This window comes from Micromonospora yangpuensis (assembly GCF_900091615.1).
Classification (GTDB): Bacteria; Actinomycetota; Actinomycetes; order Mycobacteriales; family Micromonosporaceae; genus Micromonospora; species Micromonospora yangpuensis.
In genome coordinates this window covers 4,768,811-4,785,580 of sequence record NZ_FMIA01000002.1, presented here as the reverse complement: position 1 = coordinate 4,785,580, position 16,770 = coordinate 4,768,811, and the positions used below count along the sequence as shown (strand labels likewise).

Below are 16,770 nucleotides of genomic sequence, written 5' to 3'. Positions count from 1 at the left end.
ACGGCATGCCGGACACGGTCGCCATCGCCCTGATCACGTCGCTAGCCACGCTGACCGCCGCCGGACTCACCGGCCTGGTCACCGCCCTGACCGTCCGCCGGCAGGTCGCGGGGCAGCTCGCCGCCGTCCGGGAGGACCGCGCCGAGCAGCGCGCGCTGCGCCGTGAGCAGGTACGCCGGGACGCGTACGTGGGGTTCCTGGCCGCCTGCGACCGGGCGTACCGGCGGTTGGACCGGGGTTGGCTGGGGGCCGGTGCGGCCGGCGACGACGGGCCCTATCCGGCGCTGCGTGCGCTGGACGAGGCGTACAACCTGGTGCTGCTGGAGGGGCCGGCGCGGGTCGCCGAGGCCGCCGGGGCGGTGGTGCGCAGCGTCAACGCCGAGTACGCCGGTCAGCGTCGCCTCGGCGGTGGGGAGCCGGGCGACGAGCCGCTGGCGGTACGGGAACGGGCCGGGCACCTGGCCGCGATCGGACAACGGTCGAGTCACCGGGACTCGTTCGTGGACGTCGCCCGTGCCGTGCTGGACCCGAGTGGGATCACCCGGCGGGACTGACTCGGGCCGAACCGGGTCACGAATCCGCTGGATCGGCCACGCTGTGCTCAGCCGCGCTGTCGGGCAGCGTAAGCGGCGGGATGGAGGGTCCGTGGGCTACGCGCAGGTCAACGGGGTGCGGCTGTACTACGAGGTGTCCGGCAGCGGCCGGCCGCTGGTGCTGCTGCACGGTGGGTTCGGCTCGACGGAGTCCTTCGCGGCGCTGCGGCCGGCCCTGCTGGCCCGCCGGCGGCTGGTCGCGGTGGACCTGCCGGGGCACGGCCGGACGGCGGACGCCGACCGGCCGCTGCGGTACGAGACGATGGCCGACGACGTCGCCGCGCTGGTCGGGCAGCTCGATCTGGGCGAGACCGACCTGCTGGGCTACTCGCTCGGCGGTGCGGTGGCGCTGCGGCTGGCGATCCAGCACCCGCGGCTGCTCCGCCGGCTGGTGCTGGTGTCGACGCCGTTCCGGCGGCGCGGGTGGTACCCGGCGGTGCTGGCCGCGATGGCCGCCCAGGACGAGCGGACCGGCGAGCGGATGCGGGGTACGCCGGCGCACGAGACGTACGCCCGGATCGCGCCCCGGCCGCAGGACTGGCCCCGGCTCTGGGCCCGCTCGGGTGAGCTGATGCGTCGCGAGTACGACTGGTCGGCCGAGGTGGCCGCCCTGACGGTCCCGACGCTGCTGGTCTTCGCCGACGCCGACTCGATCCCGGTCGGGCACGCGGCGGAGTTCTTCGGACTGCTCGGCGGCGGGCACCGCGACGGTGGCTGGGACGGTGCCGACCGGCCCGCCTCCCGGCTGGCGGTGCTACCCGGTCTCACCCACTACGACATCCTGGACGCCCCGGCGCTGCCGGCGGCGGTCCTGCCCTTCCTCACCCACCCCGTCCGCGAACCGACCTGACCTGCCACCTCACCGGGTGAGGTAGCGCAGGATGATCAGTCCACTGTCGAACGGGGTCGTCTCGGCCAGGGTGAACCGGTGCGGGTCGAAGTCCCGGCGGACCAGCGGCACGCCGCTGCCGGCGACGATCGGGTGCAGCTTGACGATCAGCTCGTCGATCTCGGGCAGGAGTTGTCCGGCGAGGTCCCCGCCGCCGCAGAGCCAGATGTCGCCCCCGGCGCGGCCCTTGAGGTCACGGACGAAGGCGACCGGGTCACCCGCGACGATCTCCACCGCCGGGTCGGTCGACGGTGGCAGGCTGCGGCTGACGACGTACTGCCGCAGGTGGGCGTAGGGGCTGGTGATGCCGGCGGTCAGGGCCGGGTCGTAGGTGGCCCGGCCCATCACCACCGCGTCGAAGCGGCCGGTGGGCTGCTCGATGCCGAACTGCGGGTGGGCGAAGGTCGGGATGGTCTGCGGGTACGCCGCGCCGAGGTGGGCGGTCACGTCCGGCTCCAGCGGGAAGAAGTCGTACGAGCCGTCGGGGGCGGCGATGAACCCGTCCAGCGTGCTGGCCACGTAGTACACGAGTTTGCGCACGGTCGACCTCCAGGCTAACCACTACTGATGTCGTGGTTTAACGTACAACAGGTGTTGTGGTTGTTGCTAGGGTGGGGGCCATGGCGTCGAATCCGCAGCGGCGGGCGGCCCTGGCGGACGCCGGGCTGCGGGTGCTGGCCGCGACCGGGGCGCGCGGGTTGACCCACCGGGCCGTCGACGCCGAGGCGGGAGTGCCGGTCGGCACCGCGTCCAACTACTTCCGCTCCCGCGACGCGCTGCTCGGCGCGCTGGGGGAGCGGATCATGGAACGCATCGCGCCGGACGAGCGACGGGTCGCCGAACTCGCCGCCCGGGAGCCCTCGGTGGAGCTGTTCACCGACTACGTCCGGTACATCGTCGAGCGGACCACCGCCCAACCCGAGCTGACCCGGGCCCTGATCGAGCTGCGCCTGGAGGCGGTACGCCGGCCCGACCTGGCCCGGATCCTCGGCGGGACGCTGCGCCGGGGGTACCGCGACGACGTGGCCTTCCACGTCGCGGCCGGCCTGCCCGGCGGCGCCTTCGAGGTCGCCCTGCTGCACTACGCCATCGACGGTTTCCTGCTCGACCTGCTCTCCACCTCGATCGACGCCGGACACCACTCCGACCAGGTGGTCTCGGCTCTGGTGTCCCGCCTCGTCGCCGCCGCGCCGTCGGCCCCGGCCGCCCCTCGGCACCCGACCGACCCCGACCAGCCGACCCCGTCCGACTGACCGCGACCTGGCCCGGCCGACTGCCCGCCCGGCCCCGCCGGCCCGACGCGTGGTGGCCGCCGGGCATGGCGCCTCCGGCAGTGGGAAGTCATCCCGATCGTGCCCGGCGCGACGCGCGAAAAGGGGTGAGGGATGACGGACCGTACCGGACTGACCATCGGGGTACTCGGCTCGTACGGTGGGCGCAACCTCGGCGACGAGGCGATTCTCACCGGGCTCCTGAACGACCTGCGGGAGCAGGAGCCGAACGCCCGGATCGTGGTGTTCTCCCGCAACCCCGCGCACACCCGGGCCGCCCACCCCGACGTGGAGGCGGTGCCGTGGGAGGGGGTGAGCCGGGTCGACTCGTCGGTGATCCTCGGCGAACTCGACCTGCTGATCCTCGGCGGCGGCGGCATCCTCTACGACCGCGAGGCCCGCCGTTACCTGCGGGTGGTCCGGGTGGCCCAGGAACGCGGGCTGCCGCTGCTGACCTACGCCGTCGGCGTCGGGCCGCTCACCGACGGCGTCGACACCGCGATGGTACGCGAGACGCTGGCCAGCGCCGTCGAGGTGACGGTACGCGACCAGGAGTCCCGGGTGGTGCTGGAGGAGGCGGGACTGCTGAACCCGATCACGGTCACCGGTGACCCGGCGTTCCTGCTGCAACCCGCGGACTTCCCCGCACACCTGCTACGGGAGGAGGGCGTGCCGGCCGGCACCCGGCTGATCGGGATGAGCGTACGGGAACCCGGCCGGGCCGCCGAACGGCTCGACGTCGACGGGTACCACCGGCTGCTGGCCCAGATCGCCGACTTCCTGGTGCACCGGGTCGACGCGTACGTGCTCTTCGTGCCGATGGAACGCGACGACATCCGGCACTCCCACGGGGTCATGTCGCACATGACCGCCGCCGACCGGGGGCGGATCCTGCACGGCGACTACTCACCCGAGCAGGTGCTCGGACTGATGCGCCACTTCGACCTCGCCGTCGGGATGCGCCTGCACTTCCTGATCTTCGCCGCGATGATCGGTACCCCGTTCCTGCCCCTGCCGTACGCGGGGAAGGTCTTCGACCTGGCCAACCGGCTCGGCGTGCCGGCGCTCAAGGGCGTGGCCCGGGAGGTGGAGGGCCCGCTGCTGGCCGAGGTGGACCGGCTCTGGGACGAGCGCGAGGCACGGGCGGCGGCCACCGCGCGCCGGGTGGCCGAGGTGTGCGACCAGGCCCTGGGTACCTCGCAGGTCACCCGGGCGGTGCTAGACAGCCTCCGCACCCGCACGTAAGGAAGGGCCCCCTGTTAACGCTTTCGGTAGAGAAGGGCACCCTTCTCACCAGCGGGCTGTTAACAGGGGGCCCTTCCTTACACCTCAGTCGGTGCCGGACTCCATGGCGGCGCGGTCCAGGGCCGCGTCCTCCTCGGAGATCATGCCGCGGGAGGCGATCGCCTCGGCGCCGCCCTGCGGCATCGCGCCGATCAACCCGGTGGAGGCCGCCTGGGCGGCACCGACCAGCCGCTGCCCGCTGGCCCCGACCAGGCCGAGGGTGGCGTACTGCTCCAGCTTCGCCCGGGAGTCGGCGATGTCCAGGTTGCGCATGGTCAGCTGACCGATCCGGTCCGCCGGCCCGAAGGCCGAGTCCTCGGTACGCTCCATCGACAGCTTGTCGGGGTGGTAGCTGAAGGCCGGACCGGTGGTGTCCAGGATCGAGTAGTCCTCGCCCCGGCGCAGCCGCAGCGTCACCTCGCCGGTGATCGCCGTACCGACCCAGCGCTGCAGCGACTCGCGCAGCATCAGCGCCTGCGGGTCCAGCCAGCGTCCCTCGTACATCAGTCGACCGAGGCGGCGGCCCTCGGTGTGGTAGTTGGCCAGGGTGTCCTCGTTGTGGATCGCGTTGACCAGCCGCTCGTACGCGGCGTGCAGCAGCGCCATGCCCGGCGCCTCGTAGATGCCCCGGCTCTTGGCCTCGATGATCCGGTTCTCGATCTGGTCGGACATACCCAGCCCGTGCCGGCCGCCGATCAGGTTGGCCTCCAGCACCAGGTCGACCGCGCTGGCGAACTCCTTGCCGTTGATCGTCACCGGCCGGCCCTGCTCGAACCCGATGGTGACGTCCTCGGTGGGGATCTCCACCGCCGGGTCCCAGAACCGGACCCCCATGATCGGGTTGACCGTCTCGATCCCGGTGTCCAGGTGTTCCAGGGTCTTGGCCTCGTGGGTGGCCCCCCAGATGTTGGCGTCGGTGGAGTACGCCTTCTCGGTGCTGTCCCGGTACGGCAGGTCGTGGGCGAGCAGCCACTGCGACATCTCGGTACGCCCACCGAGCTCGGTGACGAAGTCGGTGTCGAGCCAGGGCTTGTAGATGCGCAGGTGCGGGTTGGCCAGCAGCCCGTACCGGTAGAACCGCTCGATGTCGTTGCCCTTGAAGGTCGACCCGTCGCCCCAGATCTGCACGTCGTCGGCGATCATCGCCCGGACCAGCAGCGTCCCGGTGACCGCCCGGCCCAGCGGCGTGGTGTTGAAGTACGCCCGCCCGCCCGAGCGGATGTGGAAGGCGCCGCAGGTAAGCGCGGCCAGACCCTCCTCGACAAGGGCCGCACGGCAGTCGACCAGCCGGGCCACCTCGGCCCCGTAGGCCAGGGCCCGGCCGGGCACCGAGGCGATGTCGGGCTCGTCGTACTGGCCGATGTCGGCGGTGTACGCGCACGGGACGGCACCCTTGTCGCGCATCCAGGCGACCGCGACCGAGGTGTCGAGGCCACCGGAGAAGGCGATGCCGACACGCTCGCCACTGGGCAGGGAGGTAAGAACCTTAGACACGAGCAAAAGTATGCACCCAACTGCATGCCCATGCAACCCCGGGTCGGTGCCACCACGCGGTGGCGGGCGCGGTCAGGAGGCCGGGCCGCGCCAGTGGTACCGCCAGGCATCGGGGTCGGGGGTCGACTCCAGCTCGTAGATCTCGGCGTCGGCCAGTCCGCCGGTACCCAGGTGGTGATGCGTCAACGGCGGGCGGCCGTTCGGGTCCAGCTCGACGTTGACGGTCTCGCCGTCGGCCCTGCCGCCGACCAGGGGGATCTGCACCGTGGATGCCATGCGCCCCATCCTGCCCCGACCACCGCCACCCCGCAGCCGATCCCGAGCAGCGCGGGCCTGGGGCAGCGCGGGCCTGGGGCAGCGGGCCCTGGGGCAGCGCGGGTCTGGGGCAGCGCGACGAGGGCGGCGGAGCTAGGGTCCGAGGGCATGACGCAGGCTCCGATCGATCCGATGCTTCCCCCGATGCTGGCCCGTACCGGTGACGAGCGGGCCGTGCTGGAGGCCTTCCTCGACCTGCACCGGGGCGTGCTGCTGCGCAAGCTGGAAGGGCTGACCGACGCCGAGGCCACCCGTCGGTTGGTGCCCTCCGACACGACCGTCGCCGGGCTGGTGAAGCACCTGACCATGGTCGAGCGGAACTGGCTGCCCAGGTTGTTCGAGCCGGCTCCGGACGACCCGCGGGGCGACTCCGCCGAGGCGGGCCGGGAAAGCTTCACCGTTCGCGAGGGGGAGACCGTCGACCGGCTCGCCGAGGCGTACCGGCAGGCGTGTGCGCGATCACGGGAGGTCAGCGCCGCGTACGACCTCGACCACGTGGTGACGCATCCGCTGATCGGGGAGATCTCCTTGCGGTGGGTCCTGGTGCACCTGATCGAGGAGACCGCCCGCCACGTCGGCCACGCCGACATCCTGCGCGAACAGACCGACGGAGCCACCGGGGCGGTGTGACCGGGGTTCGGTCCGTACCGTCGGGGTGTTCGTGCGGTGTTCCCGGGTGGCGATGTCGCGTGGCGTCGTCGCCATTCGGTGGGCTGTCGGCTGGGCCCACCTGATGGTTATGCCGGCGAGGGTGCTGTTCGAGACAGTGTCGAGCTGGGTCATCTACGCCATCGGCGACGATCGGGGAGAGATCGGGGAAAGATCGGGGGAGGCGCCCCGAGTACCTGGCCCGCCGGAAACGAGTGGGTCGCTCATCGCAGGGCTGGCCCGAGGGTCGATCCCGGCCCCCGGGGCGCGTCCCTCGACCGGCCGGCCGGGCCGGCGGTTATCCTCTCCTCTCGTCGTGTGGAGGGGGTCCGGTGCTGGTCGTCCACGGGGTGTGGTTGCCGGGTTCCGGGCTCGCCGTCTGGGCGGAGGACAGCAACCGACCGGCCCGTGCGCCACGTCGTCCCGGTCGGCCGCCCCGGGAACGTCCGCACCCGTTCGCCGCCGACCACGCCACGCTGGCCGGCGTGCTCGGCGCTGCCGCCGCCGACCAGGGCTCGCCCGGTGCCGCCGCCGAGCCGGGCTCGTCCACCGACCAGGGCTCGTCCGGTGCCGCCACCGAGTCGGTGGGTCCACCAGGGACCGTCGAGGCGACGACCGTACTGTGCGCGTTGCCGACCCGGGCCGGCTCGCCGCTGGAGTCGCCGGAGTTGGTCCGGGCCGACGCCGGGGATCCGGCGCGCGGTCCGGTCACCCTCGCCGCCTGGCGGGCACCCGCCCTGCGGTACGCCCCGGACGCCGCCCACCACCTGCTGCTGACTGTGCTCGCCGAGCCGGTGGTAGGGCAGCGGCCCTGGGTGGCCGGGGCCGGACTGCGCTGGCTGGTGTCGGCTGCCCGGTTCGCCGAGGAGTTGGTCGGCCGGGGGCGGGTCCTGCCCGGCGTGGCCGGCACACCCGCCGACGCCGTCGGCCCAGCTGCCGTCGGCCCGGCTGCCGGCGGGTCAGCTGTCGGCGGGTCAGCCGCCGTCGGTCCAACCGTCGCCGGACCGGGGGCGGCCGGGCGGGCCGGGCGAACAGGGGCGCGCGGCAGGAAGACAGCGGGCCGGGCGGTGTGGCGACCGCTGCTCACCGGCGCGGACGCCGCCTGGGCCCGGTCGCTGGCGCTCGCGCTGCCTCCGGTCGTCCGATCCGCGCAGCCGGCCGGATCCCGGCCCGACCGGCGACCCACCGTGCCGGCGGAGCCCACCGTGCCGCCGGGGACGACTGTGCCGGCAAGGACGACTGTGCCGGTGGGGGCGGACGAGGGGTCGGTGCTGGTCGCCGAGGTGTTGGACGAGTTGACCGACGCCGCCACCCGCGCGGCGTTGCACCGGGCCGGGTTGCAGCGGGCCGGGTTGGCCTCGGGGGGCCCGCGCGGAGGCGCGGCACCGGCCTGGCTCGCCGCGTTGACCGGTCCCGACGGTGGGTTCACCGCCGACCCGGCCGCCCTGGACACCCTGCGTACCGAGTTGGACGCCTGGCAGCGCGACGCCGCCGGTGGCGCGGTGCGGGCCAGCTTCCGGTTGGTCGAGCCGGCCCCCGAGGTGCCGCTGGAACTGCTGGCCGGCGCGCTCTCCGACCTGACCGAGCAGGACGGGCAGACCACCGCGCTGGCCGGGGCGGCCGAGCAGGACGGGCAGTCCGAGCGAGACGGGCAGGTCGGGCAGGCGGCGATGCTGGTCGCGGACGGGACGTGGCGGGTCGAGTTCGGTCTGCAGAGTGCCGACCGGCCCGGGCTGCACGTCGGGGCCGGGCAGATCTGGGCGGCCGGCTCCGAGGCGGCCGGTGAGCTGGGGATCCGGCCGGACCAGCAGGTCGAGGAGCTGCTGCTGGCCGAGCTGGGTCGGGCCAGTCGGCTCTGGCCGGAGCTGGACGGCGCGTTGCGTACCGCTGCCCCGCAGGGGTTGGACCTGGACACCGAGGGGGCGCACCGGTTCCTGCGCGAGGGTGCGCCGGTGCTGCACGCGGCCGGTTTCGGGGTGCTGCTGCCGGGCTGGTGGCGGCGCCCGTCGGCCCGCCTCGGCGCCCGCCTGCGGGCGGGCGGGCGGACCGCGCCGGGTACGGTCGCCGGGGCCGGCGGGGGCGTCGGACTGGACGCCCTGGTCGACTACCGCTGGGAGGTCGCCCTCGGCGACGAGCTGCTCAGCGCCGACGAGTTGGCGGCGTTGGCGGAGCTGAAGACCCCGCTGGTACGGCTGCGCGGCCAGTGGGTCGAGTTGGACCAGAAACGGCTCGCCACCGGGCTGCGACTGCTCCGGTCCCGTGGTGAGCTGACCGTCGCCGACCTGCTGCGCCTCGGGCTGGCCGACGCCGACGAGACTGATGCGCTGCCGGTGCTGGAGATCACCGCCGACGGGGCGTTGGGCGATCTGCTCACCGGTCGGGCCGAGCAGCGACTGACCCCGCTGGACGCGCCACCGGGCTTCGTCGGGACGCTGCGTCCGTACCAGCGTAGGGGTCTGGCCTGGTTGGCGTTCCTGCAGTCGCTGGGGTTGGGCGGGATCCTCGCCGACGACATGGGGCTGGGCAAGACGGTGCAGCTGCTCGCCCTGCTCGCGCACGACCCGCCGGGCACCGGACCGACCCTGCTGGTCTGCCCGATGTCGCTGGTCGGCAACTGGCAACGGGAGGCCGCGACGTTCACCCCGAAGCTGCGCGTACACGTGCACCACGGGGCCGAGCGGGCGCGTGGCGCGGCGTTCGCCGAGGCCGTGCAGGGTGCGGACCTGGTCCTGACCACCTACTCGGTGGCGGCCCGCGACGCCGTGGAGCTGGCCGGGACCGACTGGCACCGGGTGGTGGTGGACGAGGCGCAGGCGATCAAGAACGCGGCGACCCGGCAGGCCGAGGCGGTCCGGACGTTGCCCGCCCGGCACCGGGTGGCGGTCACCGGCACGCCTGTGGAGAACCGGCTCGCCGACCTCTGGTCGATCATGCAGTTCGCCAATCCCGGCCTGCTCGGTCCGGCGGCCAGCTTCCGGCAGTCGTACGCGGTCCCGATCGAGCGGCACGGCGACACCGAGACGGCTGCCCGGCTGCGCCGGATGACCGGCCCGTTCGTGCTGCGCCGGCTCAAGACCGACTCGTCGATCATCTCCGACCTGCCGGAGAAGCTGGAGATGGAGGTGGTCTGCAACCTGACCGCCGAGCAGGCGTCGCTGTACCGGGTGGTGGTCGACGAGATGCTCGCCAAGATCGAAACCAGCGACGGGATGGAACGGCGCGGCCTGGTACTGGCCACCATGACCCGGCTCAAGCAGATCTGCAACCATCCGGCCCAGCTGCTGCGCGACGGCTCCGCCCTGCCCGGCCGCTCCGGCAAGCTGGCCCGGCTGGAGGAGATCCTCGACGAGGTGCTGGCGGCCGGCGAGAAGGCACTGCTCTTCACCCAGTACGCCGAGTTCGGCGGGATGCTCCGGGCCCACCTGTCGGCCCGCTTCGGCCGGGAGGTGCTCTTCCTGCACGGCGGGGTCGGCAAGGCCGACCGGGACAGCATGGTCACCCGCTTCCAGTCCGCCGACGGGCCGGCGCTGTTCGTCCTGTCGCTCAAGGCCGGCGGCACCGGGCTCACCCTGACCGCCGCCAACCACGTGGTGCACGTCGACAGGTGGTGGAACCCGGCGGTGGAGGACCAGGCCACCGACCGGGCGTTCCGTATCGGCCAGCGCCGCCGGGTGCAGGTCCGCAAGTTCGTCTGCGCCGGCACCGTGGAGGAGAAGGTGGCCGAGATGATCCGCCAGAAGCGCGACCTGGCGGCGCAGGTGGTGGGCAGCGGCGAGCAGTGGGTCACCGAGCTGTCCACCGGGCAGCTGCGGGAGCTGTTCACCCTGGGCGACCAGGCGGTGGTCGAGTGACCGGCCGGTACGCCGACTTCGGCCCGCCCCGCCGGGTCGACGGGGGATTGCGGGCCCGCAGCACCCGGGGCGCGATCGGGGTCTCCTGGTGGTCCCGACGCTTCCTGGAGGTGCTGGAGTCGTTCGCGCTGGGCACCCGGCTGACCCGGGGACGCGCCTACGCCCGCGCCGGTCAGGTGCTCACCCTGGCCGTGACGCCGGGCGTGGTCACCGCTACCGTGCAGGGCTCCCGACCCCGGCCGTACCGGGTACGGATCGCGGTGACGCCGTTCTCCGCGGCGCAATGGGACCGGATCGAGGCCGACCTGGCCGGGCAGGCGTTCTTCAGCGCCCGGCTGCTCGCCGGTGACCTGCCGGCGGAGCTGGAGGAACTGTTCACCACGGCGGGCACGCCGCTGTTTCCCCGGCGGCTGGCCGAGCTGGAGCTGGACTGCTCCTGCCCGGACTTCGCGGTGCCCTGCAAACATCTCGCGGCCAGCTGTTACCTGCTCGCCGAGACCTTCGACGCCGACCCGTTCGAGCTGCTGCACTGGCGGGGTCGCAGCCGCGCGGACCTGCTGACCCGGCTACGGGCCCGCCGACAACCCACGGACCCCGGCACCGGCACGGCAGGAGCCGGGGCCGGCGCGGTGGTGGCGGGTGCGGCGGCAGGTGGGGGCGTGGTGCCGGCGGTCGGGGCGTACCGGGCGCTCGCCGGGCAGCCGTCGGTGTCGCTGGCGGACAGTGTGGACCGGTTCTGGCTGCCCCCGGTGCCGTTGCCGGACCGGCCACCGACCCTGGCCACCGAGCCGGAGCTGGTGCTGCGTCAGCTGGGCCCGCCGGCCGCCGCCATCGGCGGTCCCGGCCTGCTGGAACGGCTCCGCCGGGCGTACCGGGAACTCGGTCGCACCGACCCGGCCGACTGACCACTACCGACCGGGCTGGCCGGCTCAGAGCAGCCGGTGCCGGTACCGCCACAGGAGTCCGGCGTTGGCCAGCAGCACGACGGCGAAGACGGCGCCGGTGGGGCGGCCGGCCAGCACCGTGACGGCCGGCAGCGAGGCCCACAACACGATGGTCAACAGCAGCAGGTACCGGCCGCGGCGGACCCGGGAACGGGTACGCCGGGCCAACCGGCTGAAGAACTCCGGATCGCTCTCCCGCAACTGTCGGGTGATCTCGTCGAACCTGCGCTGATCCTCTTTGCTGAGCATGGCGCTGCCTTCCCCTCATGCGGTTCAGCGGTTCGGCGGCTTACCCGCTGCGGTGGCGGCCAATGCGTTCCTGCTGCTGCTACTTTTCCTCCCCGGATCGGCAAAGCGGGGCGAAACGGATCCGCGGGTCGACTCGGGAACAACTCAGCCCAGATTTATCGGCACCTTAATTTTCCCTGTGCCGGTGAACGACCCGCTGATCATCCGCGTGACCGGTATCGCCGCCTGCGGTCCACCCCGGGCGGTGTCCGCCCTGCTCGGGGCGGTGAGTGTGGATGCCGGGGAATTGTCGCCCCTGGGATTGTCGATGAGCGCTGTCTTAAGTGTCCCACTCGCCGGCGGAGCCGCATCTTGAAGGGGCCGGAGGGCTTTGGCTACCTTCCCGTATCAACCGCCCAGGTCAGTCCTCATCCACATCGTCGCCCCACCCGGTCGTGACCGTGTCGGCGCCTCACCAGGAATCGGATCGGTACATGGCCGACCAGAACGAGCCACCCCCCGCCCACCAACCCGGCCCGACCGTCCAACCCGAACCGCGGTGGACCGGCCCGCAGTGGATCGGCCCCCAGGGCCTCGGCCAGCCGACCCCGTTGAGGTCCGACGGCGTCGGGCTGCCGTACCTCGACGACGACGAGCCGCAACGCCCGGTCGGTCGCCGCCGGGCCCTGGCCGCCTTCGGCGGGACCGCCGCCGTGGTCGCCGGCGGGGTGGCGCTCGGCCTGAGCCCCCAGGTACGCGGCCTGTTCGGCGACGCCGGGCCGACGGTCGCCGGCGACGCCACCGGTCCCACGGTCACCGACGGCACCCCGGCCCGCCCCAGCGGCCAGCAGGCCAGCACGGTACGCACCTACACCGAGCAGAACGAGAGCTACATGGGCTCGCGCGCCGGGAAGGAGCTGCGCCGCAACACCCCGACCGGTGGCCGGTCCTACTCCGGGCCGGCCGCCGCCGCCGAGGCGACCAAGGTCACGGTCAAGACGGTGCTGGCCAAGGATCCGGTCCTGCACCTGGCCCGGCGGGCCACCTTCGGCGCGACACCCCGACTGGTCGCCGAGATCCGCAAGGTCGGCATCGACGCCTGGATCCGGACCCAGCTCGAACCGGCGAAGATCGCCCCGACCCGGGGTGAACTGAAGCTCGCCGACCTGCCGACGCTGAAGCTGAACAGCCGGCAGCTGCGCGACCAGCGGGAGCAGCTCGACCAGCGGGGCGCCCAACCGGAGAAGGAGGTGGTGGACGCCACCATCGCCCGGCAGATCTGGTCCGACCGGCAGCTCTTCGAGGTGATGGTCGACTTCTGGAACGACTTCCTGCACGTCGCCGCCGACTTCGACGGCGGTGGGCCGTACCGGACGGCCTTCGACCGCGACGTGGTCCGGGCGCACGCCCTGGGCAGCTACCCGGAGATGCTGGTAGCCGCCAACCGGCACCCGGCGTTGCTGCTCTACCTCAACCAGAACGACTCCCGGGCCGACGCGGTGAACGAGAACCTCGCCCGGGAGAACCTGGAGCTGTACTCGGTAGGCGTGGACGGCGGCTACCGCGAGAAGGACGTCCGGCAGGCGGCCCTCCTGCAGACCGGCCGCGGCGTCGACGACGGCGAGTACGTCTTCCGCCCGGACCGGCACTACGTCGGCAAGGTCAAGATCCTCGGCTTCAGCCACGCCAACGACTCCGCCGATCCGAAGAAGGCCGAGGCGGCGATCGACGCGTACCTCACCTACCTGGCCCTGCACCCGTCGACGGCGAAGTACGTGGCGCAGAACCTGGCCGTCCGGTTCGTCTCCGACACCCCGCCGAAGTCCCTGGTGGACCGGCTGGCCAAGACGTACACGGCGAACCGGGGCCGGATCCGGCCGGTGCTGATGACGCTCTTCAGCTCCTCGGAGTTCTGGGCGGCCGTCGGCCAGAAGGTCCGCCGGCCGCTGGAGTACCTGGTCGCCACCTACCGGGTCCTCGGCGTCGCCCCCGACGCCTCGCCGGGGCACGACAACCGGGACAACCGGCGCACCCCGTACGCCCAGGGGCTGCGGCAGGTCCACGACAAGCTGCGCGAGCTGGGCCACCACCCGATGGGACAGCCCACCCCGGACGGCTACCCGGACGTCTACCTCGCCTGGACCTCGGCCGGCACCATGGTCAACGGCTGGAACGAGGCCGGCGACCTGCTCACCGGCAGGCGCACCCAGTTCACGTACACCGCCGCCGAACGGCTGGTCGCCGACCCGCCGGGCACCGCCGGGGCGTACGTGGACGCGCTGGCCAGGCGGCTGGTGCAGCAGAAACTGACCACCCGGGAGCGGGAGCTGATCCTCGACATCGCCGGGGTCCCGGCCGGCGCGAAGGTCGACGCCACGCTCGGCGGTGCCGTCGTCGCCGTCGCGCGGGCGATCCTCGCCTCCCCCCAGCACCACCTCCGGTGAAGCCAGCGATGGAGATGACCGTGCACCCGTACCCCCTGCATCCCGAGTGCCCCGACGTACGGCGACTGGCGGACGACCCGGCCGAGGCGCTGCTGCGGGCCGAGGCCGACATCGTCGCCGCCGAGAACGCCGCCGAGGCCGACCGGTACCGCCGGTTGGAGGAGCTGGAGGAGGCCCAGCAGGACGGTCGCGGGGTCACCCGGCGTACCTTCGTGGCCGGTGCCGCCGCCACCGCCACCGCGCTGGCCACCGCCCAGTTCGTCACCACCTCGGCGTCGTTCGCGGCGACGAAGACCGGCACCCTGATCCACGTCTTCCTCTACGGCGGGCTGGACGGGTTGAGCCTGGTCGCCCCGGCCGACGAGCCGGTGCTCGCCAAGGCCCGTCCCGACCTGCTGCTCGGCGCGGACTCGCTGGCCCTGGGCCGGGGCTTCAAGCTGACCAGCGCCTTCCGGCCGCTGGAGAAGTGGCTCAGGGCCGGGCAGCTCGGGTTCGTCCCGGCGGTCTCCGACGAGCGGCTGTCCCGCAGCCACTTCCAGGCCGCCGACGCCTGCAACCTGGGCGGCCTGCCCGGCGAGACCGGCGGCCGGGGCTGGCTGGACAGTTTGGTCGACGCCCTGGGCAAGGGCACCGCCTTCCGCAGCGTCGGCATCGGCAGCACCCTGCCCCGGTCGCTGGTAGGCACCAACGGCGCGTTGTCACTCAACAGTGTCGGGTCGCTGCGGCTCAACGGCGACGACCGGTACCGGGAGGCCACCGAGAAGGCGATCAGGGGCCTCTTCACCGGCATCAACCACCCGGTGCAGGAGGCCGTCCGGTCCGGCCTGGGCGCGTTGGGCACCGCGCAGAAACTCGCCGCGAAGCCGTACGAGCCGGCCGGGGGCGTCGAGTACACCGGCGGAGTCGGCAGCGCCTTCCAGCAGCTCGCCCAGCTGATCAAGGGCGGGGCGAACGTGCGGGTCGCCACCGTCGGCATGGGCGGGTACGACACCCACGAGAACCAGGGCACCCGGGAGGGCGGCCAGCTGCACCGGCGGCTCACCGAGCTGGCCGGGGCGATGGCGGCGTTCTTCACCGACCTCGGTGACCGGGCCGCCGACGTGACCGTCATGGTCTCCAGCGAGTTCGGCCGGCGGGTCGCCTCCAACGGCGGTGGCACCGACCACGGCCATGGTGGCGTGGTCACCGTCCTGTCCGGGCGCAAGCTGGCCGGCTCGCTGCTGGGCCGCTGGAACGGGCTGTCCGACCTGGACTCCGGGGACGTGCCCGAGTACAACAACATGTTCGACGTCTACGGCTCGGTGGCGCAGGGCCGGTTCGGGCTGACCAACGCCGAGGTCGACCGGATCTTCCCCCGGCGCACGTACACCCCGATGAAGCTGTACGCGTGACGTACCCCGGCACCCATGCCGCCGGCCGCCGACCCGGGACCGCCACCCGGGCCGGCGGCCGGTCGGCACCGCTACCCCCGCCGGCACCGCCCCGACGCGGACCCGGCGGCCGGCGGCTGCTGGTCGTGGCCGCCACCGCCGGGCTGGTGGTCAGCGTGTCGCCGTGGTGGCGGGACACCCCCGCCGGGTCGTTGGACAGCACCGCCGCGACCCTCACCGCGGCCGGCCGGATCGCCGGGCTGGTCGCCGGCTACCTGCTGCTGGTGCAGGTGCTGCTGATGAGCCGGCTCGGGATCCTGGAACGGTGGGTCGGTACCGAGCGGCTGGTCCGTTGGCACCGCGACGTCGGGGCCACGCTGCTGGTCGCGGTGCTGGCCCACCTGGCGCTGATCGTGGTCGGCTACGCCCGCTCCGCGGGCCACCCGGTGCTCACCCAGGTCGGGTTGCTGCTGCGCGACTACGAGGACATGGTGTCGGCGTTCACCGCCGCCGGGATCATCGTGCTGCTCGGTCTCACCGGTGTCCGGGCCGTCCGCCGGGCGCTGCCCTACGAACTCTGGCACCGCCTGCACCTAGCCAGCTACCTGGTGCTGCTGCTCGGCTTCGGTCACCAGTTCAGCAACGGCGCGCAACTCTTCCCGCCCGGCCCGGCGCGTACCTGGTGGCTCGGCATGTACGCGGCGGTGCTGGCGGCCCTGCTGGTCGGGCGGGTGCTCGGCCCGCTCCGGTTCAACCTGCGGCACCGGCTGCGGGTGGCCGACGTGGTCGCGGAGAACCCGGAGACCGTCTCGATCTACCTGACCGGCGAGCGGCTCGGCCAGGTGGACCTGCTCGGCGGGCAGTTCCTCCGCTGGCGATTCCTCACCCGGGGCTGCTGGGGGCAGTCGCACCCGTTCTCGGTCTCCGCCGCCGCCAACGGCCGCTGGCTGCGGATCACCGTCAAGGTCGTCGGCACGCACACCCGCGACCTGCGGAACCTGGACGCGGGCACCCGGGTCTGGGTGAGCGGGCCGGCCGGCACGTTCACCGCCGCGCACCGCCGGACCGACCGGGCCCTGCTGATCGCCGGTGGCAGTGGGATCACCCCGATCCGCGCCATGCTGGAGGAGCTGCCGCCCGGTGCCGCGCTGATCTACCGGGCCCGGACCCCCGACGACGTGCTGCTGCACCGGGAACTGGACTGGCTGGCCCAGGCCCGGCAGACCTCGATCTGGTACGTCATCGGTTCCCGCGACGACCCCGGCCCCCGGCAGCTGATGAGCGCCGCCGGGCTGCGCCGGCTGGTGCCGGACCTCGCCGAACGCGACGTCTACCTCTGTGGACCCGCCGGGCTGGTCGCGCACTCCGTCCGGGCGTTGCGCTCCGCCGGGGTGCCCCGCCGACAGATCCACCTCGCCACGTTCGAACTGTAGGAAGGC

15 protein-coding genes are annotated in these 16,770 nt (G+C 73.2%); 11 read left to right on the top strand and 4 right to left on the bottom strand.

All coding sequences use genetic code 11. The annotated features are described in order from the left end of the window. The first annotated feature begins 5 nt into the window (after positions 1-5). Together GA0070617_RS21525 and GA0070617_RS21520 are read left to right on the top strand one after the other, a co-directional pair. Positions 6-554 (top strand): hypothetical protein, encoded by a 549-nt coding sequence (locus GA0070617_RS21525; RefSeq protein ID WP_139135735.1) that lies wholly within the window; start codon positions 6-8, stop codon positions 552-554. Between the two features lie 91 nt (positions 555-645). Further along, positions 646-1,443: an alpha/beta fold hydrolase gene (locus GA0070617_RS21520; RefSeq protein WP_091441639.1), complete on the top strand. Its 798-nt coding sequence runs from the start codon at positions 646-648 to the stop codon at positions 1,441-1,443. Between the two features lie 9 nt (positions 1,444-1,452). On the opposite strand, the gene GA0070617_RS21515 is transcribed toward GA0070617_RS21520, so the two are convergent. Continuing rightward, positions 1,453-2,022, bottom strand: coding sequence for a dihydrofolate reductase family protein (locus GA0070617_RS21515; protein ID WP_091441637.1), 570 nt, complete (start codon positions 2,020-2,022; stop codon positions 1,453-1,455). A gap of 80 nt (positions 2,023-2,102) precedes the next feature. Between GA0070617_RS21515 and GA0070617_RS21510 the strand changes: the two genes are divergently transcribed. Then, entirely contained in the window at positions 2,103-2,735 is a 633-nt protein-coding gene (locus GA0070617_RS21510; protein ID WP_091441635.1) for a TetR/AcrR family transcriptional regulator, read from the top strand. 132 nt (positions 2,736-2,867) lie between these two features. Further along, positions 2,868-3,998, top strand: a complete 1,131-nt coding sequence (locus GA0070617_RS21505; RefSeq protein ID WP_091441632.1) for a polysaccharide pyruvyl transferase family protein — start codon at positions 2,868-2,870, stop codon at positions 3,996-3,998. A gap of 84 nt (positions 3,999-4,082) precedes the next feature. On the opposite strand, the gene argG is transcribed toward GA0070617_RS21505, so the two are convergent. Together argG and GA0070617_RS21495 are read right to left on the bottom strand one after the other, a co-directional pair. Then, positions 4,083-5,531 carry an argininosuccinate synthase gene (gene argG, locus GA0070617_RS21500; RefSeq protein WP_091441630.1) on the bottom strand — a complete coding sequence of 483 codons (1,449 nt, stop codon included), beginning with the start codon at positions 5,529-5,531 and terminating at the stop codon, positions 4,083-4,085. Positions 5,532-5,603: 72 nt separating this feature from the next. Continuing rightward, a complete protein-coding gene (locus tag GA0070617_RS21495; RefSeq protein WP_091441628.1) occupies positions 5,604-5,807 on the bottom strand; it encodes a hypothetical protein in 204 nt (67 codons plus the stop codon). A 183-nt stretch (positions 5,808-5,990) separates the two neighbouring features. Here GA0070617_RS21495 and GA0070617_RS21490 point away from each other — a divergent pair, with 183 nt between their 5' ends. From GA0070617_RS21490 to GA0070617_RS21480, 3 genes are all read left to right on the top strand, one after another. Further along, on the top strand, positions 5,991-6,476 hold the full coding sequence (locus tag GA0070617_RS21490) for a DinB family protein (protein ID WP_091446923.1): 486 nt from the start codon (positions 5,991-5,993) through the stop codon (positions 6,474-6,476). Positions 6,477-6,826: 350 nt separating this feature from the next. Continuing rightward, positions 6,827-10,345, top strand: coding sequence for a DEAD/DEAH box helicase (locus GA0070617_RS21485; protein ID WP_091441626.1), 3,519 nt, complete (start codon positions 6,827-6,829; stop codon positions 10,343-10,345). Further along, positions 10,342-11,250: an SWIM zinc finger family protein gene (locus GA0070617_RS21480; protein ID WP_091441624.1), complete on the top strand. Its 909-nt coding sequence runs from the start codon at positions 10,342-10,344 to the stop codon at positions 11,248-11,250. The genes GA0070617_RS21485 and GA0070617_RS21480 overlap by 4 nt, the downstream gene beginning before the upstream one ends. A gap of 24 nt (positions 11,251-11,274) precedes the next feature. Here GA0070617_RS21480 and GA0070617_RS21475 read toward each other — a convergent pair whose 3' ends face one another. Continuing rightward, the gene (locus GA0070617_RS21475; protein WP_091441622.1) at positions 11,275-11,538 is read right to left on the bottom strand and encodes a DUF3040 domain-containing protein; all 264 of its coding nucleotides are present in this window, start codon (positions 11,536-11,538) and stop codon (positions 11,275-11,277) included. Here GA0070617_RS21475 and GA0070617_RS30050 point away from each other — a divergent pair. The 4 genes from GA0070617_RS30050 to GA0070617_RS21460 all read left to right on the top strand — a co-directional run bounded on the left by GA0070617_RS30050 (position 11,537) and on the right by GA0070617_RS21460 (position 16,764). Next, complete coding sequence (locus GA0070617_RS30050) at positions 11,537-11,893, top strand: hypothetical protein (RefSeq protein WP_139135734.1); 357 nt, start codon at positions 11,537-11,539, stop codon at positions 11,891-11,893. The genes GA0070617_RS21475 and GA0070617_RS30050 overlap by 2 nt on opposite strands. A 118-nt stretch (positions 11,894-12,011) precedes the next feature. Continuing rightward, positions 12,012-13,961, top strand: a complete 1,950-nt coding sequence (locus GA0070617_RS21470; RefSeq protein ID WP_091441620.1) for a DUF1800 domain-containing protein — start codon at positions 12,012-12,014, stop codon at positions 13,959-13,961. 8 nt (positions 13,962-13,969) lie between these two features. Then, positions 13,970-15,352 (top strand): DUF1501 domain-containing protein, encoded by a 1,383-nt coding sequence (locus GA0070617_RS21465; RefSeq protein ID WP_091441618.1) that lies wholly within the window; start codon positions 13,970-13,972, stop codon positions 15,350-15,352. Then, complete coding sequence (locus GA0070617_RS21460) at positions 15,349-16,764, top strand: ferredoxin reductase family protein (RefSeq protein WP_091441616.1); 1,416 nt, start codon at positions 15,349-15,351, stop codon at positions 16,762-16,764. The genes GA0070617_RS21465 and GA0070617_RS21460 overlap by 4 nt, the downstream gene beginning before the upstream one ends. Positions 16,765-16,770 lie beyond the last annotated feature (6 nt).

Bases quoted from the DNA above. Each gene is read 5' to 3' on its own strand.
- GA0070617_RS30050 (WP_139135734.1), top strand. From the start codon at position 11,537: ATGGCGCTGCCTTCCCCTCATGCGGTTCAGCGGTTCGGCGGCTTACCC.
- GA0070617_RS21470 (WP_091441620.1), top strand. From the start codon at position 12,012: ATGGCCGACCAGAACGAGCCACCCCCCGCCCACCAACCCGGCCCGACC.
- GA0070617_RS21510 (WP_091441635.1), top strand. From the start codon at position 2,103: ATGGCGTCGAATCCGCAGCGGCGGGCGGCCCTGGCGGACGCCGGGCTG.
- GA0070617_RS21465 (WP_091441618.1), top strand. From the start codon at position 13,970: ATGGAGATGACCGTGCACCCGTACCCCCTGCATCCCGAGTGCCCCGAC.
- GA0070617_RS21490 (WP_091446923.1), top strand. From the start codon at position 5,991: ATGCTGGCCCGTACCGGTGACGAGCGGGCCGTGCTGGAGGCCTTCCTC.
- GA0070617_RS21525 (WP_139135735.1), top strand. From the start codon at position 6: ATGCCGGACACGGTCGCCATCGCCCTGATCACGTCGCTAGCCACGCTG.
- GA0070617_RS21495 (WP_091441628.1), bottom strand. From the start codon at position 5,807: ATGGCATCCACGGTGCAGATCCCCCTGGTCGGCGGCAGGGCCGACGGC.
- GA0070617_RS21475 (WP_091441622.1), bottom strand. From the start codon at position 11,538: ATGCTCAGCAAAGAGGATCAGCGCAGGTTCGACGAGATCACCCGACAG.
- GA0070617_RS21505 (WP_091441632.1), top strand. From the start codon at position 2,868: ATGACGGACCGTACCGGACTGACCATCGGGGTACTCGGCTCGTACGGT.